Source organism: Amycolatopsis sp. 195334CR (assembly GCF_017309385.1).
GTDB lineage: Bacteria > Actinomycetota > Actinomycetes > Mycobacteriales > Pseudonocardiaceae > Amycolatopsis.
Genome location: NZ_JAFJMJ010000001.1, coordinates 1754285 through 1779651 on the forward strand (window position 1 = coordinate 1754285; position 25367 = coordinate 1779651).

Genomic DNA, 25367 nt, shown 5'->3' on the forward strand with positions numbered 1-25367 from the left:
CGTGACTTCATGTCGAATCGCCGTGCGGCGGGGAGAGTCTTGCACGGCGAGCGCCGCCGAGGAGGATGGTCCGCGTGATCTCCGTCGAACATCATCGCGCCGAGGTGACCGCCCTGCTCGGCACCAGGACCCCGGTACGGCTCCCGGTGGCCGAATGCGCGGGGTTGATCCTCGCCGAGGATGTGACCGCCGACGTCTCCCTGCCACCGTTCGACAACTCCGCGATGGACGGTTACGCGGTCCGCGCGGTCGACGTCGCCGAGGCGAGCGAGGACAGCCCGGTGACCCTGCCGGTCGCCGAGGACATCCCGGCCGGCCGGGTGGATTCGCCCCCGCTGCTGCCCGGCACCGCGCACCGGATCATGACCGGCGCGCCGATGCCGCCGGGCGCCGACACCGTGGTGATGGTGGAGAAGACCGACGGCGGCGCGGAAACCGTGCGCGTCTTCGCCGCCGTGCCACCGGGCAACCACCTGCGGCGGACCGGCGAGGACGTCCAGCGCGGCACCACCGCGCTGACCCGCGGCACCCTGCTCGGCCCCGCGCAGGTCGGCCTCGCGGCCGCCGTCGGGCTGGATTCGCTGCTGGTGTTCACCCCGCCGCGGGTACTCGTGGTGTCCACCGGTTCGGAGTTGGTCACCGCGCCGAACCCGTTGAAGCACGGGCAGATCTACGAGTCGAACAGCGTGATGCTGGTGGCCGCGCTCCGCGCGCTCGGCTGCGAGGTCGAGACCGTTCGCAGCGTGGTCGACGACGTGGCCGAGTTCCGCGCGGTGATCGAGCCGAAGCTGGCCTCGGCGGACCTGCTGATCACCTCGGGCGGGGTGAGCGCGGGCGCCTACGAGGTGGTCAAGGACGCGCTGACCGGCGCCGGGGTGGAGTTCCGGAAGGTGGCCATGCAGCCGGGCGGGCCGCAGGGGCTCGGCCGGTGGAACGGGGTGCCGGTGTTCACCCTGCCCGGCAACCCGGTGAGCAGCCTGGTCTCGTTCGAGGTCTTCGTCCGCCCCGCCGTGCTCGCCGCGATGGGGCACGCGCTGGTGGACCGCCCGAGGGTGCGCGCGAAGCTGACCGAGGCGCTGCGCTCGCCGGCCGGCAAGGTGCAGTTCCGGCGTGGTTTCTACTCGCACACCGACGGCGAGGTGACCGGCGAGGTCGGCCCGCGCGGCGGTCCCGGTTCGCACCTGCTGGCCGCGTTCGCCCAGGCGAACTGCCTGATCGTGCTGCCGGAGGAGGTCACCGAGGTGCCGCAGGGCGCCGAGGTCAACGTGCTGCTGCTCTGACTGCGTGTCATTGCCCCCGCACGGGGAGTGGTCAAACTGCCGTTGGGTGGAATAGAATCCGGCTTCCGCGGGTATTCAGCCGAAAGTACCGGGCGCGTGCACTCGTCGGGGGGTGCACGTACCCGGTCGGTAACCCGGCGTTCCCGGCTGGGCGGTAGCGTGGCCACACCACGCGGCGGGCCAGCCGCGCCGCCGACCACGACCCCCGGGGATTCAGCAGAGATGAGCGCCAACGCGCCGGGCAACCCGATCAAGCACGCGATCACCCTCGCCCGCGAGACCGTGCCGCCGATGCACCGCGCCGGGCGGCCCTTCGTGCTCGGCGGCCTCGCCGCCACCCTGGTGCTGCGCCGGTTCTCCAAGCCGCTCGGCCTGATCGCCGGGCTCGGCACGGTGGCCACCGCCGCCTTCTTCCGCGAGCCCGCCCGCGTGCCACCGACCCGTCCCGGCCTGGTGCTGGGCGCCGCCGACGGCCTGGTCTCGCTGATCGAAGAGGCCACCCCGCCGCCGGAGCTGGGCCTGCCCGCCGAGCCGCGGATGCGGGTCAGCGTGTTCCTGTCCGTGTTCGACGTGCACGTCCAGCGCGCGCCGGCCACCGGTGTGGTGGAGAAGGTGGCGTACCGGCCGGGCAAGTTCCTCTCCGCCGACCTGGACAAGGCCAGCGACGACAACGAGCGCAACTCGCTGCTGCTGCGCACCGAGGACGGCCACGAGCTGGTGGTGGTGCAGATCGCCGGGCTGGTCGCGCGCCGGATCCTGTGCGAGGTCGGCGACGGCGAGAAGGTCGACGCCGGCGACACCTACGGCCTGATCCGGTTCGGCTCACGGGTGGACACCTACCTGCCGCCGGGCAGCCGGGTGCTGGTGAGCAAGGGGCAGCGCACGATCGGCGGCGAGACGCCCATCGCCGAGCTGCCGCAGCGCTAGGTAAGGGGCCCCGAGTGACCGTCCGGACCAATCCGGGCGTTCGGCTGCTGCCGAACGCGATCACCGTGCTCGCGCTGTGCGCCGGCCTGTCCGCCGTGCAGTTCGCGCTCACCGGCAACTACGCGATGGCGATCGCCTCCATCGGCATCGCCGCCGTGCTGGACAGCCTCGACGGCCGCATCGCCCGCCTGCTCGACGCCACCTCCAAGATGGGCGCCGAGCTGGACTCGCTGGCGGACGGCATCTCCTTCGGCGTGGCCCCGGCGCTGGTGCTCTACGTCTGGCACTCCGACGGCGAACGCGTCGGCTGGCTGGCCGCACTGGTCTTCGCGGTCTGCATGATCCTGCGCCTGGCCCGGTTCAACACCCTGCTCGACGACACCGAGCAACCGCCGTACGCGGCCGAGTTCTTCGTCGGCGTGCCCGCACCGGCCGGCGGCCTGCTGGTCCTGCTGCCGCTGACGCTGACCCTGCAGTTCGGCGAGGGCTGGTGGTCGGCGCAGGTCGTGGTGTGGGTGTGGACGGTGGCGATCGCCGCGCTGGCGATCAGCCGGATCCCCACGCTGTCGCTGAAGACGGTCAAGGTGGCGCCGAAGGCGGTCGGCCCGCTGCTGGTGGCGGTCGGCGTGCTGGCCGCGACGATCATCCTCTACCCGCTCATCGCGCTGGCCGTGGCGATGCTGCTGTACCTGGTGCACCTGCCCTACGCGGTGCGCCGCTACCGCTGGCTGGCCCGGCACCCCGAGGCCTGGGACGTGCCCGCGCGCGAGCGCCGGGCGATCCGCCGGGCCCGGGCGCGCGACGGCTCGGCCTCCGTCGGCCGCTGCGGCGCCGGGTGGCCGGTGCGGCCCCGCCGGGCCGTGCGGCGCAACGGTCACGACGGTGGCGGCCAAGGCCCGAGCGGCCGCCGCGACCGCGGGCGCAGCTGGCGCAGCCTCGGCATCCGCCCGCGCGGCAACCGCTCGGACTGAGCCGCCCGTTCCGGATAGGGTTCAGGCGTGAGTGCCCCGCAGATCACGCTGACCGTCCGCCACAGCCCGTCCGCGACCGACACCCGCCGCGGTGTGGTCCGCCTGCACCCGGAGGTGCTCGACGCGCTGGGCCTGCACGCCTGGGACGCGGTGCACCTGACCGGCGCGCGCGTGAGCGCCGCGCTGGCCGCGCCGTCCGACGGCGACGGCCCACCCGGGGTGGTGCTGCTCGACGACGTGACCATGTCGAACCTCGGCGTCACCGAGGGCGCGGAAGTGGTGGTCGCCCCGGCCGAGGTCGCCGCCGCGAAGTCGATCACCGTCGCCGGTTCGCGGCTGGCCAGCGTCTCGCTCTCGCCGTCGACCGTCCGGCTCGCGCTGATCGGCAAGGTGCTCACCGTCGGGGACGCGGTTTCCCTGCTCCCCCAGGACCTCGCGCCGCCGCCGGGTTCGGACGTCACCGCGGTGCGCAGCAAGCTGTCCAACGCCATCGGCGGCACGTGGACCAGTGAGCTGCTGACCGTCACCGCCGCCGAGCCGTCCGGCCCGGTCGCGGTCGGACCGTCCACTGTGGTCGCCTGGCGCGACGGCGCGCGCACCGGGGACGCGGTGCCCCCGGCTTCGGCTTCGTCCCGGCCCGGTACCGCGGTCACCGTCACCGCCGCCGCCCCTCAGTCCACTGTGGACGACTTCATCGACGCCGAGGTGGTGGAGGAGACCGAGGACGAGCCGGTGGTCCCGGTCGCCGACCTCGCCGGGGCGGCCAGTTGCGCGCGGCGGTTGTCCGAATGGTTCGAACTCGCCTTCCAGCGGCCGGAACTGCTGGCGAAGCTGGGGACTTCGGCACAGCTCGGCGTGCTGGTGTCCGGGCCGGAGGGCGTCGGCAAGACCACGCTGGTGCGGTCGGTCGGGCAGGCCGAGGACGTGCGCGTGGTGACGCTGGCCGCGCCGAACCTCGCCGTGCTGGAGCCGAACGCGGCGGCCTCGCGGCTGGACGAGGCGATCGAGCGCACCGCGGGCGGCACCACGCCGGCGGTCCTGCTGATCACCGACATCGACACGCTGCTGCCCGCCTCATCCCCGCCGCCGGTGGCGACCGTGTTGCTGGAGCAGTTGCGCGGGGCGCTGACCCGGACCGGGGTGGCGCTGATCGCGACCACCGCGCACCCCGAGGGCGTGGACCCGCGGCTGCGCGCGGGCGACCTGCTCGACCGGGAGCTCTCGCTCGCCCTGCCGGACGCGAAGGTGCGCACGGAACTGCTGCGCATCCTGCTGCGGGACGTGCCGCTCGACGGGGACGTGGACTTCGGCGCGATCGCCGAGCGCACGCCCGGTTTTGTCGCGGCGGACCTGCTCGCGTTGCGCCGCGAGGCCGCGCTGCGCGCCGCCCTGCGCCAGCGCGAGACCGACGAACCGGTGATCGGCGCGCGGGACCTGCTCGACGCGGTGGCCAGCGTGCGGCCGATCTCGATGTCCACTTCGGACAACCTGGCCACCGGCGGGCTGACGCTGGAGGACGTCGGGGACATGACCGAGGTGAAGCAGTCGCTCACCGAGGCCGTGCTGTGGCCGCTGCGGTACCCGGACTCCTTCGCCCGGCTCGGGGTCGCGCCGCCGCGCGGGGTGCTGTTGTACGGGCCGCCGGGTGGTGGCAAGACCTTCCTGGTGCGCGCGCTCGCGGGCACCGGCGCGCTGAACGTGTTCGCGGTCAAGGGCGCCGAGCTGATGGACAAGTGGGTCGGCGAGTCGGAGCGGGCGGTGCGCGAGCTGTTCCGCCGGGCCGCCGAGGCCGCGCCGTCGCTGGTGTTCCTGGACGAGATCGACGCGCTGGCACCGCGGCGCGGCCAGTCGAGCGACTCGGGGGTTTCGGACCGGGTGGTGGCCTCGCTGCTGACCGAGCTGGACGGCGTGGAGCCGATGCGCGAGGTGGTCGTGCTCGGTGCGACGAACCGGCCGGAGCTGGTGGACCCGGCGCTGCTGCGGCCGGGCAGGCTGGAGCGCCTGGTCTACGTGCCGCCGCCCGACGCCGAAGCCCGCGCGGCGATCCTGCGGGCCAGCTCGAAGAACACCCCGCTGGCCGACGACGTCGACCTGGACCAGCTCGCGTCCACTTTGGACCGCTACTCGGCGGCGGACTGCGCCGCGTTGATCCGGGAGGCCGCGCTGACCGCCATGCGCGAGTCGCTGGACGCCACCGAGGTCACCGCCGCCCACCTGGACAAGGCCCGCGGTGCCGTGCGCCCCTCACTGGACCCGGCGCAACTGGCCGACCTGGAAGCCTACGCCGCCAACCGCGCCGACTGACCCCCCACCGATGCTGTGAATGTGGCTTTCACTGCCGATTCCGGCGTGAAAGCCACATTCACAGCATGTTTGGGTGCGCTGGCGGTGGCCCTTGGGGGCTACTTGCCCTTGGTGGTGGCGCCCCGGTAGTCGTTGGTGACGATCACGATGACCCCGCCGCTGGAACCCGCGATGCCCTCGAAGCGCGGTTCGACGCGCATGCCGAACGCGGCGCCCAGCGCCCGCGCGGCGGTCTCCTCGTCCGCCACGCCGGGGCGGAAGTAGGCGGTGGTCGTCGGGATGATGCCGCCCGAGTAGTTGCTCGTCTCGGCGACGTTCCACCCCTGCGCCCGGAAGTCGTCCCCGGCGCGGGCGGCGAGGCCGTGGATCGTGCTGTTGTTGTAGACGCGCACGGTGACCCACTTCGCCGCGGCCTGGTCCTCCGGGGTACCCCCCGGCGCGGGCGGCGGCACCGGCTCACCGGGCGGCGGCGTGGAGGCGGGCGGCGTGGGCGGCGCGGCCGAGGACGGCGGCGGGACCTCCGACGAAGCGGGTGGTGAAGGCGGCACCTCCGACGGCGGCGGGTTCTGCGCGCTGCCGGAATCCCCCGGTGGCGGGGTCGACGTGGGCGCGGCGGTATCGCCGCCGTTCCCCCCGCTGAGCGCGGTGACGCCGCCGGCCACGGCGGCCACCAGCGCCAGGCCGATCAGCACCAAGCCAGCCAACCGCAGCGGCCGCCCCTGGATCCAGCTCATGGCAGATCTATCCCCAACCGTCGTGCCGCGCGGGTCCGCTGACGGGCGGCACGCGTCTTGCGCAGGCGTTTGACCAGCATCGGGTCCGCCTGCATCGCCTCATGTTTGTCGATCAACTGGTTCAGCACCTGGTAGTACCGGGTGGACGACATCGCGAAGAGCTCGCGGATGGCCTGCTCCTTGGCCCCGGCGTACTTCCACCACTGCCGTTCGAAAGCAAGGATCTCCTGCTCCCGCGGCGAGAGCCCGGCCTGATCGGCGGCGTCCGGCGGGCGGCGACGGCGAGCCATCGACTCCGCGGCGTCCATCTGGGCCCTCGCAATCAAGTTCGCTTGCGTGCGCGAATCACACGGTTGTCGTTTCCGCGGCGCCCATTAGATCACGCGCGTAGCCGTCCGTCCCGGCATCACTCCCGGCGCGTCACGGGGAAGCCGTCGGTAAGCTCCCGGGCTGTGACCGTCCACCCCATCGTGATCGCCGGCGAGCCCGTCCTGCACCAGCCAACGCGTGAGATCGACAAGTTCGACGACGAGCTGCGCACGCTGGCCGACGACATGTTCGAGACCATGTACGCCGCGCAGGGAGTCGGCCTCGCCGCCAACCAGATCGGCCTGGACCTGCGCATCTTCGTCTACGACTGCCCCGACGACGAGGGGGTGCGGCACAAGGGCCTGGTGGTCAACCCGAAGCTGGAGACCAGCGAGATCCCGGAGACCATGCCGGACCCGGACGACGACTGGGAGGGCTGCCTGTCGGCCCCCGGCGAGTCCTACCCGACCGGGCGGGCGAGCTGGGCCAAGGTCACCGGACAGGACCTCGACGGTAACCCGATCGAGGTAGAGGGCACCGGTTACTTCGCGCGCTGCCTGCAGCACGAGACCGACCACCTCGACGGCTACATCTACCTGGACCGCCTGGTCGGCCGGTACGCCCGCGAGGCCAAGCGCATGCTCAAGCGCAACAAGTGGGGCGTGCCAGGCAACTCGTGGCTGCCCGACCCGGAGCACGACCCCGAGGACTGAGTCCCCGGGGTCGCCCGCCCGTCAGCAGGAACCGAGGTAGCGGCACCGCACCACCGCGGGCTGCTCGATCACCTTCCCCTCCTGCACCGACCACGCGAGCCGGACGAACTGCGCGTGCGTCCAGGCCAGCGGCGTGGCCGACTGGTTGCCCTTGCCGGTCGGGAAGCCCGGCTGCCCCGAGGGCGCGTTCTCGTCCCACACCTGCTCGGGCATGGTGTCGCCGCTGCCCGCCACCCGGCCGAGGTCGCGCAGGCGCCGCTTTGCCGCGGCCGGCTCGCCGTTCGCCAGTTCGTACTCACCGCGCTCACCGGCGAGCAGCGGCCACAGCCGCCCGAACGTCTGCCGCGAACCCGGCGGCAGCTCCATCTCCCACTGCGAGCCGTCGGCCTTCTCGCCGTACCCGTCGCCGGTGTAGCGGTGCCAGAACTGCCCGGTCGGCGTGGCGAAGGAGATCTCCGCGTCGACCACGGCGAGGCTGTTGCGGATCACCGGGTCGTCCGGCGCGTAGATGCCGAGGCGCACCAGTTCGAGGAAGCCCGCGTCGGCGACCGCGCGCTGGTCGGCGTCGTAGCTGGAGTTGCCCAGGTTGTAGACGGTGCCGTTGTTCGCGTTGCCGTCCTTGGTCAGGCGCACGAAGTACGGGTCGTCCGACAGCGGCCCGTTCGTGGTCACCGTCCACTCGGCGAGTTTGCCCTTGAACTCGTCGGCCTTGGCCAGGTAACGCTCGGCGGAGGCCGCGTCACCGTGCTCCTTCGCCAGTTCGGCCGCGCAGACCAGCCCGGCGATCACCGAGGCGATGGTGGACGGTGAGTACCCGTCCTGCTCCTCCCACCGCTCCTGCTGCGACCACGGTGACGCCTGGCCCTTCGGACCGCGGTAGTCGATCAGGAAGTCCGCCGCCCTGCGGATGTTCGGCCACAGCTCCGGGTCGATGCCGACCTGCTGCGCGAGCACGATCGGCAACGCGGTCTCGTCGAGCTGGATGGAGGTCCAGTACGGCGTGCCGTCGACGTCGGTGTTCTGCGCCAGGTGCCCGTCGGTCTGCTGCTGCTTGGTGAACATGTACTCGATGGACCGGTGCGCCGCGCCCTCGTCGCCGGCGGCCAGCATGCCGGTGGCGATCTGGTACAGGTCACGCGGCCAGACCAGGTGGTAGGTGCCCGAGGGCAGCCAGCCGGGGCCGTTGTCGCCGAACTGCCACGGCATGCTGGGCGACGCGATGAAGGCACCCGGGTTCTGCTTGTCCTCGCTCGCGGCGAGCATCAGCATGGACGCCTCGTACAGATCGCGTTTCCCGGCGACCGAGGACGGCGTTTTCTTGAGGTCGCGCAGATAATCGCGCCAACCGGCTTCGTTCGCTTTGCGCGCCGGGCCGAATCCGGTCTTCAGCGAGGCTTTCGCCGTTTCGACGGCCTTTCCGCCGAAACCGAGGGAAAGCGTCGCCTTCCGTGACTTGACGCCGTCTGCATCGAGTTGTCCAGTTTGGACGACGTTGCCCTTGCCCGCGCTGTCGTAACTCTTCAGCTGGAACGACTTGAGCAATTGCGTCGCGCCGTCGGAAGTTCCGGAGAAACCGTTGCTGGTCTTGGTGAACGACGGGTTCGCGGCGAGCGCGGAAGTGACCTTGCCGTCGCTGGCGACCAGCGCGTCACCCACGGTTTTGGCCATGTCGTCGGTGCCGTTGTTGTCGAGATCCGGGTCGAGCACGGCGTAGAGCTGGTACGGCTTCCCGGTCAGCGAAGTGAAGTCCACGTCGACCAGCACGCTCGCGCGGTCCGGGTCGGTGACGTAGGTCTTGCGCAGTTTCCAGCGCTTCTTCTCGTCGGTGATCGTCTGCTCGTAGGTCAGCCCGTCGGTGCGCCGGACCTGTTCGAACTTCGCGTCGGCATCGGTGGCGGCGAAGCTCTTCCCGTCGGTCACCACGAAGCTGAGCGAACGGATGCTCGGCGTCGACAGATCGGGGTAGTACACGTCCGACAGCTGGCCACTGTGGAGGGTGAACCAGACGTTGCTCGCCTGGTCCCGCGAGCCACCGAACCCGGTTTTCCCCGCGGGGAGCCACAACGGGTGCGCGCCGGGACCGCCTGGCGCCGCACCCCCGTCCGGCTCAGCCGTCGCCACCGCGGGTAACAACCCCGCGGCCAGCATCCCGGTCACCGCGAGGATCAACGACCTGCGCATGCTCACCCCAATCTGCACCGTTACAGAAGCGGGCCCATTCTGCTCGTTGCCGCCCCACCGCGCATGGCCCATCCAGGTGAGTTTCTGACCGCGAAAACCGGTCGCGCGGCCACCGGCCCCCTGGGCACACTGCGCGGATGACCTGGGGAAACCTCACCGCGTTCCTGCTCAGTTCGGTCGTGCTGGCCCTCGTGCCCGGCCCGGCCACCGCCCTGCTGGTGCGCCAGTCGGTGCACGGCAAGCGGGCCGCCTTCGCCGCGGTGGCCGGGATCGAGACCGGCGTGCTGGTCTGGGCGGTGTCCGCCGCGCTCGGCGTTTCGGCGTTGCTCACCGCGTCCGAGATCGCCTACCAGGCACTGCGGATCACCGGGGTGTGCGTGTTGCTGTGGCTGGGTTTCCAGGCGCTGCGGGGATCGCGGGTGGCCGCCCCCGAACCGCCGACGGCCGCCTCCGGTTTCCGCGCCGGCCTGGTGATCGCGAGCGTGCTGAGCCGGTTCACCGGCTGGCTGCGCAGGGCGGAGATCCGGCGACGCCTGGAACGGGTGACCGGTGTGGTCCTGATCGGCCTCGGCGTCCGGCTGGCGTTCGACACCACTCGTTGACCCCCTTGTTCATCCGGCGGTCGGCATGGCATGGTCGGGGGACAACCGAACACCGCAACCGCGGGAGCTCGCGCCTTGGCGGGCTGAGAGGGTGGCTGGTGTCCTGTCGAAGGGACCCGGTGCCGCCGACCGCATGAACCTGACCGGGTAATGCCGGCGTAGGGAGTGAATGTCGTTGACGACACTGGAAAATGACGCCACCGTCGCGCCCAGCGTGACCACCGGGCCGATCACCGGATCGCACAAGGTCTACCACCGCACCGAATCGGGGCTCCGCGTCCCGGCCAGGCGGATCGACCTGTCCACGGGGGACCACTTCGACGTCTACGACACCTCGGGCCCGTACACCGATCCCGACGTGGCCATCGACGTCCACAGTGGACTGCACCGGCTGCGCGCCGGCTGGGCCGACGGCCGCGAGCACAAAACCCAGCTGGGCTGGGCGAAGGCCGGCGTGATCACCAGGGAGATGGAGTTCATCGCCGCCCGCGAGCGGGTGTCACCGGAGTTCGTGCGCGACGAGGTGGCCCGCGGCCGTGCGGTGATCCCGGTCAACCGCAGGCACCCGGAGAGCGAGCCGATGATCATCGGCAAGAACTTCCTGGTGAAGATCAACGCGAACATGGGCAACTCGGCCGTCTGGTCCTCCGTCGAGGAGGAGGTGGACAAGATGGTGTGGGCCACCCGCTGGGGCGCGGACACGATCATGGACCTGTCCACCGGCAAGCGGATCCACGAGACGCGCGAGTGGATCCTGCGCAACTCGCCGGTGCCGGTCGGCACGGTGCCGATCTACCAGGCGCTGGAGAAGGTGGACGGGGAGCCGGAGAAGCTGTCCTGGGAGATCTACCGGGACACCGTGATCGAGCAGTGCGAGCAGGGCGTGGACTACATGACCGTGCACGCCGGGGTGCTGCTGCGGTACGTGCCGCTGACCGCCCGCCGGGTCACCGGCATCGTCTCGCGCGGTGGCTCGATCATGGCGGCCTGGTGCCTGGCGCACCACCGGGAATCGTTCCTGTACACGCATTTCGCCGAGCTGTGCGAGATCCTGCGCGAGTACGACGTGACGTTCTCGCTCGGTGACGGCCTGCGCCCGGGTTCGATCGCGGACGCCAACGACCGCGCCCAGTTCGCCGAGCTGGAGACCCTCGGCGAACTGACCCACATCGCCCGTGAGCACGACGTGCAGGTGATGATCGAGGGCCCCGGCCACGTGCCGATGCACAAGATCAAGGAGAACGTGGAGCTGGAGGAACAGCTCACCGGCGAGGCCCCGTTCTACACGCTCGGTCCACTCGCGACGGACATCGCGCCCGGCTACGACCACATCACCTCGGCCATCGGCGCGGCGCAGATCGGCTGGTACGGCACGGCGATGCTGTGCTACGTCACGCCGAAGGAGCACCTGGGCCTGCCCAACCGCGACGACGTGAAGACCGGGGTGATCACCTACAAGATCGCCGCGCACGCCGCCGACCTGGCCAAGGGGCACCCCTACGCCCAGGAGTGGGACGACGAGCTGTCCAAGGCCCGCTTCGAGTTCCGCTGGAACGACCAGTTCAACCTCGCGCTCGACCCGGACACCGCCCGCTCGTTCCACGACGAGACGCTACCGGCCGAACCCGCCAAGACCGCGCACTTCTGCTCGATGTGCGGTCCGAAGTTCTGCTCCATGCGGATCACCCAGGACGTGCGCAAGTACGCCGAGGAACACGGGCTGTCCACTGTGGAGGCCATCGAGGCCGGGATGCGGGAGAAGTCCGAGGAATTCGGCGAGCAGGGTGGCAAGGTCTACCTCCCGGTGGTCGAGAAGCCGTGACCGCGACGCCGCGCACCGCGCTCACCATCGCCGGCTCCGACTCCGGTGGTGGAGCGGGCATCCAGGCCGATCTGCGCACCTTCTTCGCCAACGGGGTGCACGGCATGACCGCGATCACCGCGGTCACCGTGCAGAACTCGCTGGGTGTGCAGGGGTTCACCGAGATCCCGGCGGAGGTGGTCACCGCCCAGATCAAGGCGGTGGCCGGCGACATGGGCGTGAACGCGGCGAAGACCGGCATGCTGGCCACCGCCGAGATCATCCAGGAGGTGGCCAAGGCGCTCGACGAGGTCCACATCGGACGGCACGCGGAGATCCCGTTCGTGGTGGACCCCGTCGCCGCCTCCATGCACGGGGACGCACTGCTGCGGGAGGAGGCGCTGGAGGCCATCCGCACCGAGTTGTTTCCGCGGGCCAGCCTGGTCACCCCCAACCTGGACGAGGTGCGCCTGCTCACCGGCGTCGAGGTGACCAGCCGCGAAACCCAGCGGGACGCGGCCAGTGCCCTACTGGAGTTCGGGGCCCAATGGGCCCTGGTCAAAGGCGGCCACCTCTACGACGACCCGACCTGCACCGACCTGTTAGCCGATGGGAAGCAGTTCATCGAACTCACGGGCCCCCGGCACAACACCCCCCACACCCACGGCGGCGGCGACACCCTGGCCTCGGCCATCACCGCAGGCCTGGCCAAGGGCTTAGGCATGCCGGATGCCGTCAGCGCCGGAAAGCACTTCATCGAACGCTCCGTCGCCGAGGCCTACCCCCTAGGCTCCGGCGTCGGCCCAGTCTCCCCCTTCTGGAAACTGGCGCAGCCTTAAAAACCACCGCCAGCCGACACCAGCCACCCACCACCAAACCGCCAGCCGGCCACTCCACGCGCCCACCTACCCACCCATCCCTCCCCATCCCCGGTCCACAGCCAAAAACACGGCGAAGGCCCTGAAGTCAAGGCATCTTTCCCGCCTTGACATCAGGGCCTTCGCCGTAGTCACACTGAAATACCGGGGTGGCCCCCCTCACCGCATCCCGTCCCAGCCACCTCCCGCAGCAGTTTCTCGCTGCACTCAAGAAACCCAGCCAACTCCCCCTCATCCAGATGCCGCTCCAGCGTCTCCGACAGCACCCGCAAATACACCGCCCGAGCCGCCTCCAGCACCCGGCCCCCCTCCTCCGTCAGCACCGCGTAGACCTCTCGCCGGTTGTGCTCCGGCCGGTCCCGCCGGACCCAGCCGCGATCCACGTGCCGATCGATGATCCGCGTCAACCCGCCCCGCGTGACGCCGAGCCGGTCGGCCAGGTCGAGCATCTGCAGCTTCCCCCGCTCGCTGCAGCGCAACGCCGTAAGCAGGTCGTGATCGGCCAGTGAACACCCCGCCTCACCCTCGATCCCCTGGTCGAGCCGGCGCCGGACGGCGCCGTAGAGCTGCTGGAGGTTCCCCCAGGCCCGGGCCGCGTCACTGTCTGCCATCACCCGTCCAGTCTAGCCGGAGAACCACACAGTTGACGCACTAACGATTGTCGCTACGATAGTTGTCATGGAAATCGTGACCACGAAGAACGGCACCCGCGGCGCGCGCGGCACCAAGGCGATGCTGTGGGTGATGAAGCACCTGCGGCAGCGGCTGATCAACCAGCACCGCAAGCAGGGCGACAAGTTCCGGGGCATGGACGTGCTGTACCTGACCGCGATCGGCGCGAAGTCGGGTGAGCCGCGCACCACCCCGCTGGCCTACTTCCGCGACGGTGACGGCTGGCTGGTGATCGCCTCCGCGGGCGGTTCGGTGAACAACCCGGCGTGGTACTACAACGTGGCGAAGCACCCCGACCGCGTCTCGATCGAAATCGGCGGCCAGCGGATCCCGGTCACCGCCGAACAACTGGACGGCGAGCGCCGAGCCGAAGTCTGGGCGCGGGTGACCGCCGAAGCCCCCAGCTTCTTGGACTACGAAGCCAAAACCGACCGGCTCATCCCGGTCATCCGCCTGACCCGCACCGAAACCGCCTGACCCGAGGCGGCAACAAGCGGCGCAAGCCAGCGAGCCAGCCCCACCGAGCCACGAGACGGCGCCAGCCAACCCAGGCCACCACCGCGGTCACCCCACCGTGCGGCACGAGCCAGCGGGCCGTCCCACCTCCCCCGCACCGGCGAGAGACACTGGTGGGCATGACGGAAGCTACGAGCCCGCCTGCCGCGCTGACCATCGCCGGCTCCGACTCCGGTGGGGCCGCCGGACTGCAGGCCGACCTGCGCACCTTCCTCACCTGCGGGGTGCACGGCCTGGTCGCGGTGACCGCGGTGACCGTGCAGAACACGCTCGGCGTGCACGACCGCACGGACATCCCACCGCACATCGTCGCCGGGCAGATCGAGGCGGTCGCCGCGGACATGCGGGTCGGGGCGGCCAAAACCGGCATGCTCGCCTCCGCCGAGATCATCGAGGCGGTGGCCGCGGCCTGCGACGCCGCCGAGATCGGCCGCGACCGGCGCATCCCGTTCGTGGTCGACCCGGTGGCCGCGTCCATGCACGGGCACCCGTTGTTCGACGCGGCCGGCCTCGACGCCCTGCGCGAACTGCTGCTCCCCCGCGCCACCGTGCTCACCCCGAACCTCGACGAGGTGCGGCTGCTCACTGGTATCGACGTGACCGACCGGAACGGCATGCGTGACGCGGCCGTCGCACTGCACGCGCTCGGCCCGCGCCACGTGCTGGTCAAGAGCGGCCACCTGGTCAGCGACCCCGAATGCGTCGACCTGCTCTTCGACGGCGAGGAGTTCGTCGAGCTGACCGGGCCCCGCCACGAAACCCCGCACACCCACGGCGCCGGCGACGCGATGGCCTCGGCGTTCACCGCCGGCCTCGCCCGCGGCATGCCGGTGGTCGAAGCAGCCAGGTTCGGCAAGTGGTTCGTCAGCAACGCGGTGGCGAACTCGTACCCGATGGGCGCCAAGGTCGGCCCGGTCTCGGCGTTCTGGCGGCTGGCTCCGGAGGACCGCGCGTGACCCGAGAACGGGTGGGGGCGGTCGTCGAGAGCAAGCGGTTCCAGAACTTCATCATCGCGGTGATCATCGGCAACGCGATCACGCTCGGGCTCGAGACCTCACCGCGGATGGTCGCCGACCACGGCACCCTCCTGCACACCCTCGACTACCTCGCGCTGAGCATCTTCGTGCTCGAACTGAGCGCCAAGTTCTACGCCTTCCGCGGTGCCTTCTTCCGGGACCCGTGGAACCTGTTCGACCTGGCCGTGGTGGGCGTCGCGCTGGTGCCGGCCACCGGCCCGTTCGCCGTGCTGCGGGCGCTGCGGGTGCTCCGCGTGCTGCGGTTGATCTCCGTGGTGCCGTCGATGCGCAAGGTGGTCACCGGCCTGCTCGCCGCGGTACCGGGCATGGCCTCGATCGCCGCGCTGCTGGCGTTGATCATCTTCGTGGCCGGGGTGATGGCCACCAAGCTGTTCGGCACGATCACCCCGGAGCACTTCGGCGATCTCGGCTCCTCGCTGTTCACCCTCTTCCAGGTGATGACCGGCGAAGCGTGGCCGGACATCGCCGACGACGTGATGGCGCAGGCGCCCGCCGCCTGGATCTTCTTCGTCGTCTACATCCTGATCTCCAGCTTCGCCGTGCTGAACCTCTTCATCGCGGTGGTGGTCAGCGCGATGGAGGACGAACTGCGCGACGAACTGCGCGAAGAAGAGGACAAGCAGGCAGCCGCCCAGGCCGCGGCGAACCGCGAGATCCTGGACGAACTGCGGGCGCTGCGCTCGGAGATCGCCGAACTGCGAGCCGAGCGCGAGCGCCCCTAGGCACCGTCCTACGAGTCACGCTCGCGGGACAGCGCCCCTAACCGTCTTCGTCGTCGGAGAGCAGGGCCTCCAGCGCGGGCAACGCGTCGATCAGCTGGCGGCGCTGGTCCGGGGAAAGCCGGTCGATCCGCCGGTTCAGCTCCTGCACCCTGGTCGAGCGGACGCCGGAGACCATGCGCTCGCCCTCCTCGGTGGCGGTGGCCAGCCAGGCCCGGCGGTCCACCGGATCCGACTCGCGGCGCACGTACCCGGCCTCGACCAGCGCGGCCACTATCCGGGACATGGTCGCGGCGGCCACGCCCTCCTTGGCCGCCAGATCACCGAGGCGCAACTGCCCGTAGTTCACCAGCGTGGCCAGCGCGGAGATCGCACCGTGGCCGGGGCCCGGCGCGCCCGCCTGCCGCAGCGAGCGGGAAAGCCTGCCCACAGCCAGGAAAAGCCGGCCGGACACGTCCTGAGACGGCGACGTGGTCACCTCACGCTCCTTACCGCGCACGTAAGGTGTGGCGCGGGTCAGCCCCGAGTGGTCGAAAGTGCCGTCAACCATACGTGCCGCAACCCGGGGTTCCGCGTGAACCCACCGTGATTGTGATGGAGCCCTTCCGCTCAGCGGGGAGGCGAGGAGGCCTGCGCCCAGAACCGCTGCGGAATCCGGCCCGCACCCCGCGCCAGCCGCCCGGCGGTGACCGCCGAGCGCATCGCCAGCGCCATGCGCTCCGGGTCCTGCGCGCGGGTCACCGCGGTGGACAGCAGGACCGCGTCGCAGCCCAGTTCCATCGCCAGCACGGCGTCCGACGCGGTGCCGATCCCGGCGTCCAGCACCACCGGCACCCGCGCCCTGGACACGATCAGCTCGATGTTGTGCGGGTTGCGGATGCCGAGGCCGGTGCCGATCGGCGCGCCGAGCGGCATCACCGCCGCGCAGCCGACCTCCTCCAACCGCAGCGCCAGCACCGGGTCGTCGTTGGTGTACACCAGCACGGTGAAGTCGTCGGCGGCCAGTTGCTCGGCGGCGTCCAGCGTTTCCAGCGGATCGGGCAGCAGCGTGCGGTCGTCGGCGTGCACCTCGAGCTTGATCAGATCGGTTTCGAGCGCCTCGCGGGCCAGGCGCGCGGTGAGCACCGCCTCGGCCGCGCTGCGACAGCCCGCGGTGTTGGGCAGGAGCTTGATCCCCAAGCGCCGCAACAACTCCAGCACGCCGGAACCGCCTTCGGCATCGGCCCGCCGCATGGCCACGGTGGTCAGCTCGGTGCCCGAGGCGACCAGTGCGCGTTCGAGCGCGGCCAGGCTGCTCGCGCCGCCGGTGCCGATGATCAGGCGTGAGTTCAGCTTGTGCTCGCCGATGAGCAACTGGTCGCCGGTTTCCGCTTCGGTCATGTCAGCCTCCCTGCACGGCGGTGAGGATGTCGAGCGAGCTCCCGTCGGCGGGCACGAACCCGGCCCAGTCGCGGCGGGCGACCACGTCGGCGTCGACCGCCACCGCCACGCCCTTCTCGCCGATGCCGAGCGCTCGCAGCAGGTCCCGCACGGTGGTGCCGTCGGGGAACTCCCGTTCGTCGCCGTTGACCACGATCCGCATCAGACACTCTCCTTCTCACGAAGCCGGGCCGGATCGGCCGCGGCCACCCCGGGCGGCGCCGGTGCGCCGTCGAGCGCGGCGAGCACCGCGTCGGCGGTGATCGGCGCCATCAGCAGGCCGTTGCGGTGGTGCCCGGTCGCGGCGAACACCCCGTCCGGCAGCCTGCCGATGAAGGGCAGGTTGTCCACGCTGGCCGCCCGCAGCCCGGCGGCCGTCTCGGCCAGTTCGTACTCGGCGATCGCCGGGAACACCCGTTCGGCGCCTTCGAGCAGCTCGCGCACCCCGCGTGCGGTGACCACCTCGTCGAAGCCCGCTTCGTACTGGGTCGCGCCGAGCACCAGCTCACCGCCCGCGCGCGGCACGAGGTAGATGGGACGGCCTTCCGCGTACGCCCGCACGGTGTGGGCGGGCGGGCCGAGCGTGGTGCGGCGGGCCCGCAGGCGCAGGATCTCGCCCTTGAGCGGGCGGACCGCGGTTTCCAGCGCCGGGTGCAGGCGGGCGCTCCACGCCCCCGCGGCGAGCACGACGAGGTCGCTGGTCAGCGTGCGCCCGGTGGTCCGGACGGTCTCCGGGCCGAGTTCGACGACCTCCTCGCGGATCGGGTCGAGGTGCCGGGCCAGGGCGTCGAGCAGGGCGCGGTTGTCCACCGAGAGGTCGCCCGGGACGGACAGGCCACCGCGGATGGAGCCCGCGAGGCCGGGTTCCCGCTGCCGCAGTTGTCGACTTGTCAGCTTTTCGGCCTCGCGACCGACGTGGTGGAGGTAGGCCGCGAGCTGGTCGAGCACGCCCAGGTCAGCGCTGTCCAGAGCGGCGACGAGGGTGCCCTTTTCGGACAGTCCGCACCCGCCGAGGCCTGCGGCGAACCGCGGCCACCGGCGCAGCGACTCCTCGCCGAGGGTGAGCACTTCCTCCTCGCCGGGCCAGGCCTCGGTGACCGGCGCGAGCATGCCGCCGGCCACCCAGGAGGCGCCGGTCTTCGGCCACGGGTCGACCAGTTCGACCTCGTGACCTCGGGTTTTCACGCGCCAGGCGACGGCGAGGCCGACGACTCCGCCGCCGACCACGGTGACGCGGTGTTTTCGCTTCATGGAAATCACGCTCCCTGCGCCGGCATGACCCGGATCAGGTTCCACGGTCGGAGCGGCAGCTCCCTCTCAGCCCGTGCCTCGGGCTCCCGTGCGGACATTTCCACCGTAACACCGCGGGGTACCGTCGCGAACATGCCTGGGCTGGATGGTGACGAGATCAGGAAGCGCCTCGACGCGGCGAAGCTGTACCTGTGCGTGGACGCGCGGGGTGCCCGCGGGGACCTCGCGGAGTTCCTCGACGCGGCGCTGGCCGGTGGGGTGGACGTGGTGCAGCTGCGTGACAAGACCAGCGGCGCGCCGCTGGAGGCGAAGCAGGAGCTGGCGGCGCTGGAGGTGTTCGCCACCGCGTGCGCCCGGCACGGCGCGCTGCTGTCGGTGAACGACCGCGCGGACGTCGCACTGGCGGCCGGGGCCGACGTGCTGCACCTCGGTCAGGACGACATCCCGGTGCCGCTGGCCCGGCGCATCCTCGGTGACGACGTGGCGATCGGGCGTTCGACGCACTCGGGCGCCCAAGCCCGCGCGGCCGCCGCCGAGGCGGGCGTGGACTACTTCTGCACGGGGCCGTGCTGGCCAACGCCGACCAAGCCGGGCCGGGAAGCGCCGGGCCTCGACCTGGTGCGGGAAACCGCTTCGCTCGGCACGACCCGGCCGTGGTTCGCCATCGGCGGCATCGACCAGTCGCGGCTGCCGGAAGTCCTGGAGGCCGGCGCCACGCGAATCGTGGTGGTCCGCGCCATCACCGACGCGGAGGATCCCACGGCGGCGGCTCGCGCGCTGAAATCCGCCCTCGTTTAACGTCCTTCGCCGGCCGGAAAGTCACTACCGGTGGAGTTCGGCGTTCTGGTCCGACTATTTCCGCGACCAGCAGGGCCAGATGGTCTAAAGCCGCGCCGACTCCGCGGCAGAACGTTGAACAATGGCGACAGACCGCGCGTGTAGAACTGCCGGTCAAGCGTTATACCCAGCTGTCCGGCCGAGCCGAACACCACCCGGCAGGCCGGACAGCGGCGTGTTCGAGTCGCCGACTCGCGCCGGAAACCTTTGTCGTCCCGGGGCGAAACCACCATACTGGGCACCTGTACCTGTTCTGCACCCGCAGAGGAGAGCACAAGTGCGACGGCGACGTACGTCCGCACCACCGCCTACCTCATCGTGTGACGAGCAGGGACACATTTTCACCCGGGCAATGCACACGCGCGCCACCACACGACCGAGCAGACACCGCCCGCGTGCCCACACGACCGCCCGGCCCCTCACCCGGGAAAACCAATCGGCCCCCGGAACGAGTGAGGTGGGCCGCACTTGATCTTTTTCGCGGATGACACTGCGTCACTTGATAGCACAGACGACTGGATTCCCGCCGCGTCGAAAGTTCTGCCTCAAACTCGCACCCAGAGTGCGATTCGAATCACCCGAAAACGCCATAGCTCCGAATCTTTCGATGCAATTCGACCTGGTAGCCTCTGTGCCCCGCCAACGGAAACAATCGTGCGACAATTGACTGCGAGGGGACAAGTCCTTGTCCGAGAAAAGTGGAAAAAAAGTGGTCATAGCCGTGGACGGGCCCGCCGCCGCCGGCAAAACGACGACCTGTCTCGCCCTGGCCGACACCTTTGGCCTGCGCTACCTGGAGAGCGGGCGCACGTATCGGATCGTCGCCTACGAAGCGCTGCGCCGCGGCGTAGCCGTGGAGGACGGGCGAGCCGTGGTCGGCCTCTGCGACGACCTGATAGACGAAAGCCGCAGCACCAACCTGCTCGCCTCCACCAGATACGAGCCCCAGGAGCTGAGATCGATTTCGGTCAACCGAACGGTTTCCGCGGTGGCCAGGATCGGCGAATTACGCGGCCGCGTCACCGAGCTCATCCACCTGTGGGCGAACGCGCAAGCCCGGTGCGTGGTGGAGGGGCGGGACATCGGCACCGTGGTGTTCCCCTCGGCACGGGCGAAGTTCTACTTGACGGCGCGACCGGAAACCAGGGCGCGGCGAAGGGTCCAGCAGGAGGGGCGCGGTTCCTACGAAGAAGTGCTGAAGGACGTCATCCGGCGTGATGAAGCCGATATGTCACGGAGCGTCTCCCCGCTGAAACCGGCCCCTGACGCGGTGGAAATCGACACCACTTCACTCTCCGTCAACCAGGTGGTGGACCGAATGGTCGACGTTTGCCGAACCCGGGGTGTAGCAATTTCATGATCGACAACGACGGAACGATGGAGTCGCCCTACGCCCGACGTCGCGGTGGCGACTCCCGGCGATCGGACGGTGACGACGTGACGGACTGCTTGTTCTGCGAAACCGACGACCCGTCACTGAACGGCGTCCTGCTCGACGGACAGTTGTTCTACGTTCGCTGGGACAACTTCCCCATCGCCGAAGGACACGTCGAGATCGTGCCCAAACGGCACGTGGCCAGTTATTTCGACCTCACCGACGAAGAAGCCGCCGAAGCGTACGAGACCATCAAGAAAGCGCGCGAACTCCTCGACAAGAAGTACCAGCCGGATGGCTACACGATCGGGGTCAACGAGGGACGAGCGGCGGGACGCACGATCGACCACCTGCACATCCACCTGATTCCACGCCACGAAGGCGACGTACCCGATCCACGGGGCGGGGTGCGGGGAGTGCTGCCTGGCCCCCACCCGGACGAGTGGAGTTCTAGGACTTGAGAGCTTCGGTGACGAACCAGTCGCCACGCGAGCTGTACACGGTCGTGGTGGAAATGAACCCCACAGCCAGGAGATCCGCTTCGACCGATTCCGAGGTGCGCAGCGCGAACCACCGCTCACAGGGCAGTCGCCTCCCCGTTTTCCACCCGTCGTAGTCGCCGGCCTGGAGGCTGATCGCGGCAGTTCCTCCTGGCCGGAGCACTCGCTTCAGCTCGGAGAAACTGCGGCGGTGGTCGTCACGGGGCACGTGGAGCACACTCGCGCAGGCCCACACACCAGCGAACACCGCGTCGCGGAACGGCAGATCGAGCAGGTTGAGCTGCACGATTTCGGCCGCGGCGCACCGAGTTCGGGTCTTCTCGAGCATGCGCTCGCTGATGTCACCGGAGATCACCGCCAGCCCCTTGCCGAGCAGGTACTCGGTGTCCCGGCCCGCCCCGCAACCCAGGTCCAGCACCGGACCGCTCGGCAGCGCGGCGGCGAACCGGTCCAGTTCCAGGTCCAACCCGGGGAATTGGTCGAGGGTCCTGGTCGCCTGCTCGAACTGGTCGGCGTACTCGTTGTAGGTGTGCCTGGTCGCCCGCGCGATCTCCGCCGCGCCACGGAGGTTCAGATGCACTCGAAGTCCTCCCGGCCGATGTAGATGCCCAGGTTGGTCATCTCCTCCAGCACCTCACGGCGGTAGAGCACGGGGTAGCCGTGGCTGGCGTCGAGGCTGATGCAGCCGACGAACTTGCTCCGGCCGTTGCGGATCGGTGTCGCGAGGACCGCGGCGCGGTGCTTGACCCGGTCGAAGCCCTCCCAAGTGAGGTTCATCACCCTCTCCGGATCATCCTCCCGGACCCGGTCGAACGCATCTCGATCAGTCAGCTCGGCGGCCAACGGCCCCACATCGACGGCGTACTCGCGGTCGTACTTCCAGCACAGGCCGACCACACCCTCACCCAGGACCGGGGTGAACCGCCGCGTGACCGGGTGGGTGGACATCCGGTAGGTCGCCAGGCGCTTGAGCACCCCGCGGATCGGGTGGCGCAGCGTTCTCCGCTTCCGCCACACGTGCAACGCCAGGTCCCCGGTCTCCAGGGGCGGCTCGATGGCTTGGCTGATCACCAGCAGCTTGCCGAAGCTGGAGAGGATGCTCCGCCGCATGATCACGTTGCGGTCCGCCATCGCGCGCGCCTGCCAGGCTTCGAACGGGGTCAGCGCACCGAAGACGCCGGCGATGCCGAGCAGCACGAGCATGACGTACGGCCGGTTGCCGAGCAGCGCGTCCCAGAACGGCTTCGACGGCACGTGGTACGCCTTTCCCGCCAGGCCCAGCGTCGCGAGCAGCAGGAACGCCTTGTCCAGGAGCTTGGCCGTCGAGCGCTTCACGCTCCGACGTCAGCCGGGTCTCGGGGAGCGTGCCGCCACGCCTTGCCGGGCAGTTCGGTGCGCGTGCCGTCGTCGCGGACCAACACCACGTCCCGCTGCTCGGTGACCACGCCGACCTGGTGGAAGTCGAGCCGGTCCGCGAGCCGGCCGAGCTGGTCCTCCGGTGCGGTGAACAGCAGTTCGAAGTCGACCGAGTCGCCGAACACGACCGACAACGGATCGAGACCGAGGTGCGCCGCCACCGCGGACACCGCGCCGGGCACCAGCAAGGCCCGCTCGTGGACCTCGACCCCGACAGCACCAGCCGACGCGAGGCCGTGCAGCGCCGCCTTGAGCCCATCCGAGGTGTCCTGGCAACTCGTCACCACCCCGCTGGCACTGAGCGCCACACCGCTCTCGACCCTGGCCACCGGTCGCCGCCAGTAGGCGAGCATGGTTTCGAGGTGGCGCTCCTCGATCACGGGGTGGGGGTCGGCGGCGCGCAGGTAGGCCATGGCGGCTCCGGCGAAACCGGTGGGTGCGGTCAGGCAGATCGCGTCACCCGGCTTCGCGCCGGCCCGGAACAGCACCCCACCGGCCGGGCACACGCCGAGGGCCGACGCGGACAGGATGAGGCGCTCGGCACCACCGATGTCACCACCGACGTTCGGGCACCCCGAGGCCGCGCACGCGTCGCGGATGCCCTCCAGCACCCGCTCGAACACCGCGTCGGTCATGTCCGGCGGGTAGCGGACCACCGAGAGCAGGCCGATCGGTCTGGCCCCCATCGCGGCGATGTCGCTCAGGTTCGCCACCACGAGGTAGTAGCCGAGGTCGTACTCCGCCAAATACCCCATTTCGTACAGCCGGAACTTGGGTCCGCGAACGTAGTCGGAGCCGGCCACCAGCTCGTGGTCGCCGTGGAAGCGGAACACCGCGCAGTCGTCCTGCGCCTCGACCCCGGCCAGCAGTTCGACTCGGCTCCGGTCCGGCCGGCTCACCGGTTCGAAGGCGTCGCGCTGGCCGCGGAAGAGCGGCACGACCACGTTCGCCAGCCTGGTCGGTTCGTCCGAAAACGTCGGGTCAGTACGCATGCCGTCGGTCCTCCGCTCGGCTGTGGACGCCGGCCAGCCTGGCCGACCACGACCGGACCTCCCGCATGGTCGAACGAAGCACTTCCTTGCGCATGACCACGGCGTAATCCCATTCCGGGTCTTCGATCGAAAGGGTGGCGCCGACCACCGCACGCAGGTACTGCCGCCGCTGCGTGGTCGGCAGGTAAACGCGGCAGCCCTGCTCGTGCAAGCGCAGGAAATAAGCCGAATTCGGCCACGGCGGAAGAGAAAGTTCGGCCAGTGATCCGAGATCGCGGTAAGCCAGCCCGTCACCGATCATGATCCGGTCCACCGCGGCCGGGGAAACGGGAAGCAGGTGCAGGTGCGCATGCGTGATGCAGGCGTGGCTCACTTCTCCTCTGCTGGAACCGTGTTCGAGAAACAGCGGCTCCCGGAAAGCCTCGCGGTAGAGTTCGGCCACTCGGCCGATCAGTTCCACCGCCTCTCGCTGGTGCACGGTCAGCACCTGCGCGAAGGACAGGTAGTGCTGCTTGGGCAGCAGCAACAGGTGGCCGTCGGTCAACGGTGACAGGTCGGCCAGCAACTCGAAGTTCTCCGTCGAATGCACTCGCCTCGACGGCGGGTCGCCTTCGTAGAAACGGCTGAACGAGGTATCGGCCGCACCGGAAATTTCCTCGCAGAAATCCGCCCCCGTGCACTGCACGGCAGTGATCATCTTTCCCCCCGACGTCGCGTCGCGATGCGGCCTGGTGTAGCGGCATTTTTCCGCATGCGCTGCGCGAACTCGAACCCTCGCCGGAAGGTTAGCTCAAACGTCGCAATAGCCGTCGGGAAAGGTAGACCGGCTGTTTGGAACTTCGCCGAACAGCGACTTCACTACTCCGGACTGGCCTGCGGCACCCGCACAAGTTGTCCAGTTTCTGCCCGGCCGCCGATTAGTGATAACTCTTTCGTTTCCGATCGCAGGAAATCGCCCACACCGGAGACGGCGACCGCCCGGCGGTGCGGCCGCCGCCGGGCGGTTCGACGCGGTCTCAGCCCCCGTCGCCGGATTGGCCCTGGGGAGCGCTCGGTTGCGTGCTCGGTGCCGGTTTCTCGGTGGTGGTGACCGACGGCTTCGGGGCGCTGCTCGTCGGCGGGTCCGAGGGTTCGGCCGGGGCGGTGGTCGTGGGGGCGCTGGACTCGGTCGCCGGGGCCTGCGAGGGTTTGCTCGCCGGGGCCTCGCGGGTTTCCGACGCCGGCGCCTGCTCGGTGGGCGCGTCCTGCTTGCCACCGCCACCGCCACTGACGATGTGGCCTATGGTGCTCCGGCCATCCCCGGAGATGCTGCTGCCGGTGGCGAACTCGAACCCGGTGATCACCAGGATCGCCAGCACGAACCCGACCACGCTGGTGCCGATGACCAGCGGCCACCGCAACTTCCGCAGGCGGCTGACCTGCTGCTCACCCTCGGGCGCCTCACCATCGGTAGAGGTCACCGGCAACTCCGCCGTCGCTCCCGATGGCTCACCGGCCTCCGAAGACTCGCCGGGCGCCGACGGCACACCAGGCGCCGCGCCGCCCGCAGCCGCGCCTCCGAAAGCCGCGTCGCCCGAAGCTGGGCCCGCCGAAGCCAGGCCTCCCGAAGCCGCGTCGCCTGAAGCCGGGCCCGCCGAAGCCGGGCCTTCCGAAGTCACGCCGCCCGAAGCGGCCGTGGCGCCCGAAGCGGGTGCCACCTGGGGTCGCGTCGTCAGCGTGCGGGCCTTCAGCGCCGCCGCCTTCGTGCGGTCGAGGGACCGCAGGTACAGCTCCCCGCCCACGGTGGTGATCACGCTCGCCAACCCGGCGCCGAGCACCGTGCCCGCGACGCCCAGGGTCGAACCGAGTAGGGCCGCGGTCACCGCGGCCAGCGCGGCCGCCGCCACCTGGATCGGTCTGATTCCTGATTTCTTTTCCGTCTCCTCTGACATGG

Annotated in this window: 25 protein-coding genes, 2 pseudogenes and 2 riboswitches; of the genes and pseudogenes, 14 read left to right on the plus strand and 13 right to left on the minus strand. The window is 70.3% G+C overall.

The window, feature by feature from the left end; genetic code table 11:
- The first annotated feature begins 65 nt into the window (after positions 1-65).
- The 4 genes and pseudogenes from glp to JYK18_RS08535 all read left to right on the plus strand — a co-directional run bounded on the left by glp (position 66) and on the right by JYK18_RS08535 (position 5482).
- Entirely contained in the window at positions 66-1280 is a 1215-nt protein-coding gene (gene glp, locus JYK18_RS08520) for a gephyrin-like molybdotransferase Glp (protein ID WP_206801574.1), read from the plus strand.
- A 222-nt stretch (positions 1281-1502) separates the two neighbouring features.
- The gene (locus JYK18_RS08525; RefSeq protein ID WP_206801575.1) at positions 1503-2207 is read left to right on the plus strand and encodes a phosphatidylserine decarboxylase; all 705 of its coding nucleotides are present in this window, start codon (positions 1503-1505) and stop codon (positions 2205-2207) included.
- Between the two features lie 14 nt (positions 2208-2221).
- Positions 2222-3178 (plus strand): annotated as a pseudogene (gene pssA, locus JYK18_RS08530) (CDP-diacylglycerol--serine O-phosphatidyltransferase).
- 27 nt (positions 3179-3205) lie between these two features.
- Positions 3206-5482 (plus strand): AAA family ATPase, encoded by a 2277-nt coding sequence (locus JYK18_RS08535; RefSeq protein ID WP_206801577.1) that lies wholly within the window; start codon positions 3206-3208, stop codon positions 5480-5482.
- Positions 5483-5580: 98 nt separating this feature from the next.
- Here the strand turns inward: JYK18_RS08535 and JYK18_RS08540 are convergent, their stop codons facing one another.
- A complete protein-coding gene (locus JYK18_RS08540; RefSeq protein WP_206801578.1) occupies positions 5581-6216 on the minus strand; it encodes a LytR C-terminal domain-containing protein in 636 nt (211 codons plus the stop codon).
- Positions 6213-6524 carry a DUF3263 domain-containing protein gene (locus JYK18_RS08545; protein WP_206801579.1) on the minus strand — a complete coding sequence of 104 codons (312 nt, stop codon included), beginning with the start codon at positions 6522-6524 and terminating at the stop codon, positions 6213-6215. Before JYK18_RS08545 ends, JYK18_RS08540 begins: the two co-directional genes overlap by 4 nt.
- A gap of 144 nt (positions 6525-6668) precedes the next feature.
- Here JYK18_RS08545 and JYK18_RS08550 point away from each other — a divergent pair, with 144 nt between their 5' ends.
- Positions 6669-7238, plus strand: coding sequence for a peptide deformylase (locus JYK18_RS08550; RefSeq protein WP_206801580.1), 570 nt, complete (start codon positions 6669-6671; stop codon positions 7236-7238).
- 21 nt (positions 7239-7259) lie between these two features.
- On the opposite strand, the gene JYK18_RS08555 is transcribed toward JYK18_RS08550, so the two are convergent.
- Positions 7260-9419, minus strand: a complete 2160-nt coding sequence (locus JYK18_RS08555) for a glycoside hydrolase family 15 protein (protein ID WP_206801581.1) — start codon at positions 9417-9419, stop codon at positions 7260-7262.
- Between the two features lie 137 nt (positions 9420-9556).
- Here JYK18_RS08555 and JYK18_RS08560 point away from each other — a divergent pair, with 137 nt between their 5' ends.
- The 3 genes from JYK18_RS08560 (at position 9557) to thiD (JYK18_RS08570) (ending at position 12661) form a co-directional block, all read left to right on the plus strand.
- A complete protein-coding gene (locus JYK18_RS08560; protein WP_206801582.1) occupies positions 9557-10021 on the plus strand; it encodes a LysE family translocator in 465 nt (154 codons plus the stop codon).
- Between the two features lie 50 nt (positions 10022-10071).
- Positions 10072-10205: riboswitch (TPP riboswitch) on the plus strand.
- Complete coding sequence (gene thiC, locus JYK18_RS08565; RefSeq protein ID WP_206804106.1) at positions 10197-11843, plus strand: phosphomethylpyrimidine synthase ThiC; 1647 nt, start codon at positions 10197-10199, stop codon at positions 11841-11843. Its footprint overlaps the riboswitch before it by 9 nt.
- A complete protein-coding gene (gene thiD, locus JYK18_RS08570; RefSeq protein WP_206801583.1) occupies positions 11840-12661 on the plus strand; it encodes a bifunctional hydroxymethylpyrimidine kinase/phosphomethylpyrimidine kinase in 822 nt (273 codons plus the stop codon). The genes thiC and thiD (JYK18_RS08570) overlap by 4 nt, the downstream gene beginning before the upstream one ends.
- Before the next feature lie 170 nt (positions 12662-12831).
- On the opposite strand, the gene JYK18_RS08575 is transcribed toward thiD (JYK18_RS08570), so the two are convergent.
- Positions 12832-13311, minus strand: coding sequence for a MarR family winged helix-turn-helix transcriptional regulator (locus JYK18_RS08575; protein WP_206801584.1), 480 nt, complete (start codon positions 13309-13311; stop codon positions 12832-12834).
- Between the two features lie 67 nt (positions 13312-13378).
- Here JYK18_RS08575 and JYK18_RS08580 point away from each other — a divergent pair, with 67 nt between their 5' ends.
- The 3 genes from JYK18_RS08580 to JYK18_RS08590 all read left to right on the plus strand — a co-directional run bounded on the left by JYK18_RS08580 (position 13379) and on the right by JYK18_RS08590 (position 15647).
- Complete coding sequence (locus JYK18_RS08580) at positions 13379-13849, plus strand: nitroreductase family deazaflavin-dependent oxidoreductase (protein WP_206801585.1); 471 nt, start codon at positions 13379-13381, stop codon at positions 13847-13849.
- Positions 13850-14007: 158 nt separating this feature from the next.
- Positions 14008-14844 (plus strand): bifunctional hydroxymethylpyrimidine kinase/phosphomethylpyrimidine kinase, encoded by an 837-nt coding sequence (gene thiD / locus JYK18_RS08585; RefSeq protein ID WP_206801586.1) that lies wholly within the window; start codon positions 14008-14010, stop codon positions 14842-14844.
- Entirely contained in the window at positions 14841-15647 is an 807-nt protein-coding gene (locus JYK18_RS08590; RefSeq protein WP_307795827.1) for an ion transporter, read from the plus strand. Before thiD (JYK18_RS08585) ends, JYK18_RS08590 begins: the two co-directional genes overlap by 4 nt.
- 37 nt (positions 15648-15684) lie before the next feature.
- Here JYK18_RS08590 and JYK18_RS08595 read toward each other — a convergent pair whose 3' ends face one another.
- The 4 genes from JYK18_RS08595 to thiO form a co-directional block, all read right to left on the minus strand.
- Positions 15685-16122 (minus strand): MarR family transcriptional regulator, encoded by a 438-nt coding sequence (locus JYK18_RS08595; protein WP_206801587.1) that lies wholly within the window; start codon positions 16120-16122, stop codon positions 15685-15687.
- Positions 16123-16253: 131 nt separating this feature from the next.
- Positions 16254-17024 carry a thiazole synthase gene (locus tag JYK18_RS08600; RefSeq protein WP_206801588.1) on the minus strand — a complete coding sequence of 257 codons (771 nt, stop codon included), beginning with the start codon at positions 17022-17024 and terminating at the stop codon, positions 16254-16256.
- A gap of 1 nt (position 17025) precedes the next feature.
- Positions 17026-17226 (minus strand): sulfur carrier protein ThiS, encoded by a 201-nt coding sequence (thiS, locus tag JYK18_RS08605; protein WP_206801589.1) that lies wholly within the window; start codon positions 17224-17226, stop codon positions 17026-17028.
- Positions 17226-18314, minus strand: coding sequence for a glycine oxidase ThiO (thiO, locus tag JYK18_RS08610; RefSeq protein WP_206801590.1), 1089 nt, complete (start codon positions 18312-18314; stop codon positions 17226-17228). Before thiO ends, thiS begins: the two co-directional genes overlap by 1 nt.
- Positions 18309-18414, minus strand: a riboswitch (TPP riboswitch). Its footprint overlaps the gene before it by 6 nt.
- Before the next feature lie 32 nt (positions 18415-18446).
- Between thiO and thiE the strand changes: the two genes are divergently transcribed.
- From thiE to JYK18_RS08625, 3 genes are all read left to right on the plus strand, one after another.
- Positions 18447-19112, plus strand: coding sequence for a thiamine phosphate synthase (gene thiE / locus JYK18_RS08615; protein ID WP_206801591.1), 666 nt, complete (start codon positions 18447-18449; stop codon positions 19110-19112).
- A gap of 724 nt (positions 19113-19836) precedes the next feature.
- Positions 19837-20511 (plus strand): (d)CMP kinase, encoded by a 675-nt coding sequence (gene cmk, locus JYK18_RS08620; protein WP_206801592.1) that lies wholly within the window; start codon positions 19837-19839, stop codon positions 20509-20511.
- The gene (locus JYK18_RS08625) at positions 20508-20987 is read left to right on the plus strand and encodes an HIT family protein (RefSeq protein ID WP_242579023.1); all 480 of its coding nucleotides are present in this window, start codon (positions 20508-20510) and stop codon (positions 20985-20987) included. The genes cmk and JYK18_RS08625 overlap by 4 nt, the downstream gene beginning before the upstream one ends.
- Here JYK18_RS08625 and JYK18_RS08630 read toward each other — a convergent pair.
- From JYK18_RS08630 to JYK18_RS48280, 5 genes and pseudogenes are all read right to left on the minus strand, one after another.
- Complete coding sequence (locus tag JYK18_RS08630; RefSeq protein WP_206801593.1) at positions 20977-21606, minus strand: class I SAM-dependent methyltransferase; 630 nt, start codon at positions 21604-21606, stop codon at positions 20977-20979. The two genes, JYK18_RS08625 and JYK18_RS08630, sit on opposite strands and share 11 nt — an antisense overlap.
- Complete coding sequence (locus JYK18_RS08635) at positions 21597-22361, minus strand: hypothetical protein (RefSeq protein ID WP_206801594.1); 765 nt, start codon at positions 22359-22361, stop codon at positions 21597-21599. The genes JYK18_RS08630 and JYK18_RS08635 overlap by 10 nt, the downstream gene beginning before the upstream one ends.
- Positions 22358-23434: a thiamine-phosphate kinase gene (thiL, locus tag JYK18_RS08640; protein ID WP_206801595.1), complete on the minus strand. Its 1077-nt coding sequence runs from the start codon at positions 23432-23434 to the stop codon at positions 22358-22360. Before thiL ends, JYK18_RS08635 begins: the two co-directional genes overlap by 4 nt.
- The gene (locus JYK18_RS08645; RefSeq protein WP_206801596.1) at positions 23424-24131 is read right to left on the minus strand and encodes an HIT family protein; all 708 of its coding nucleotides are present in this window, start codon (positions 24129-24131) and stop codon (positions 23424-23426) included. The genes thiL and JYK18_RS08645 overlap by 11 nt, the downstream gene beginning before the upstream one ends.
- 759 nt (positions 24132-24890) lie before the next feature.
- A pseudogene (locus JYK18_RS48280) lies at positions 24891-25028 on the minus strand (hypothetical protein); the annotation flags it as partial.
- Positions 25029-25367 lie beyond the last annotated feature (339 nt).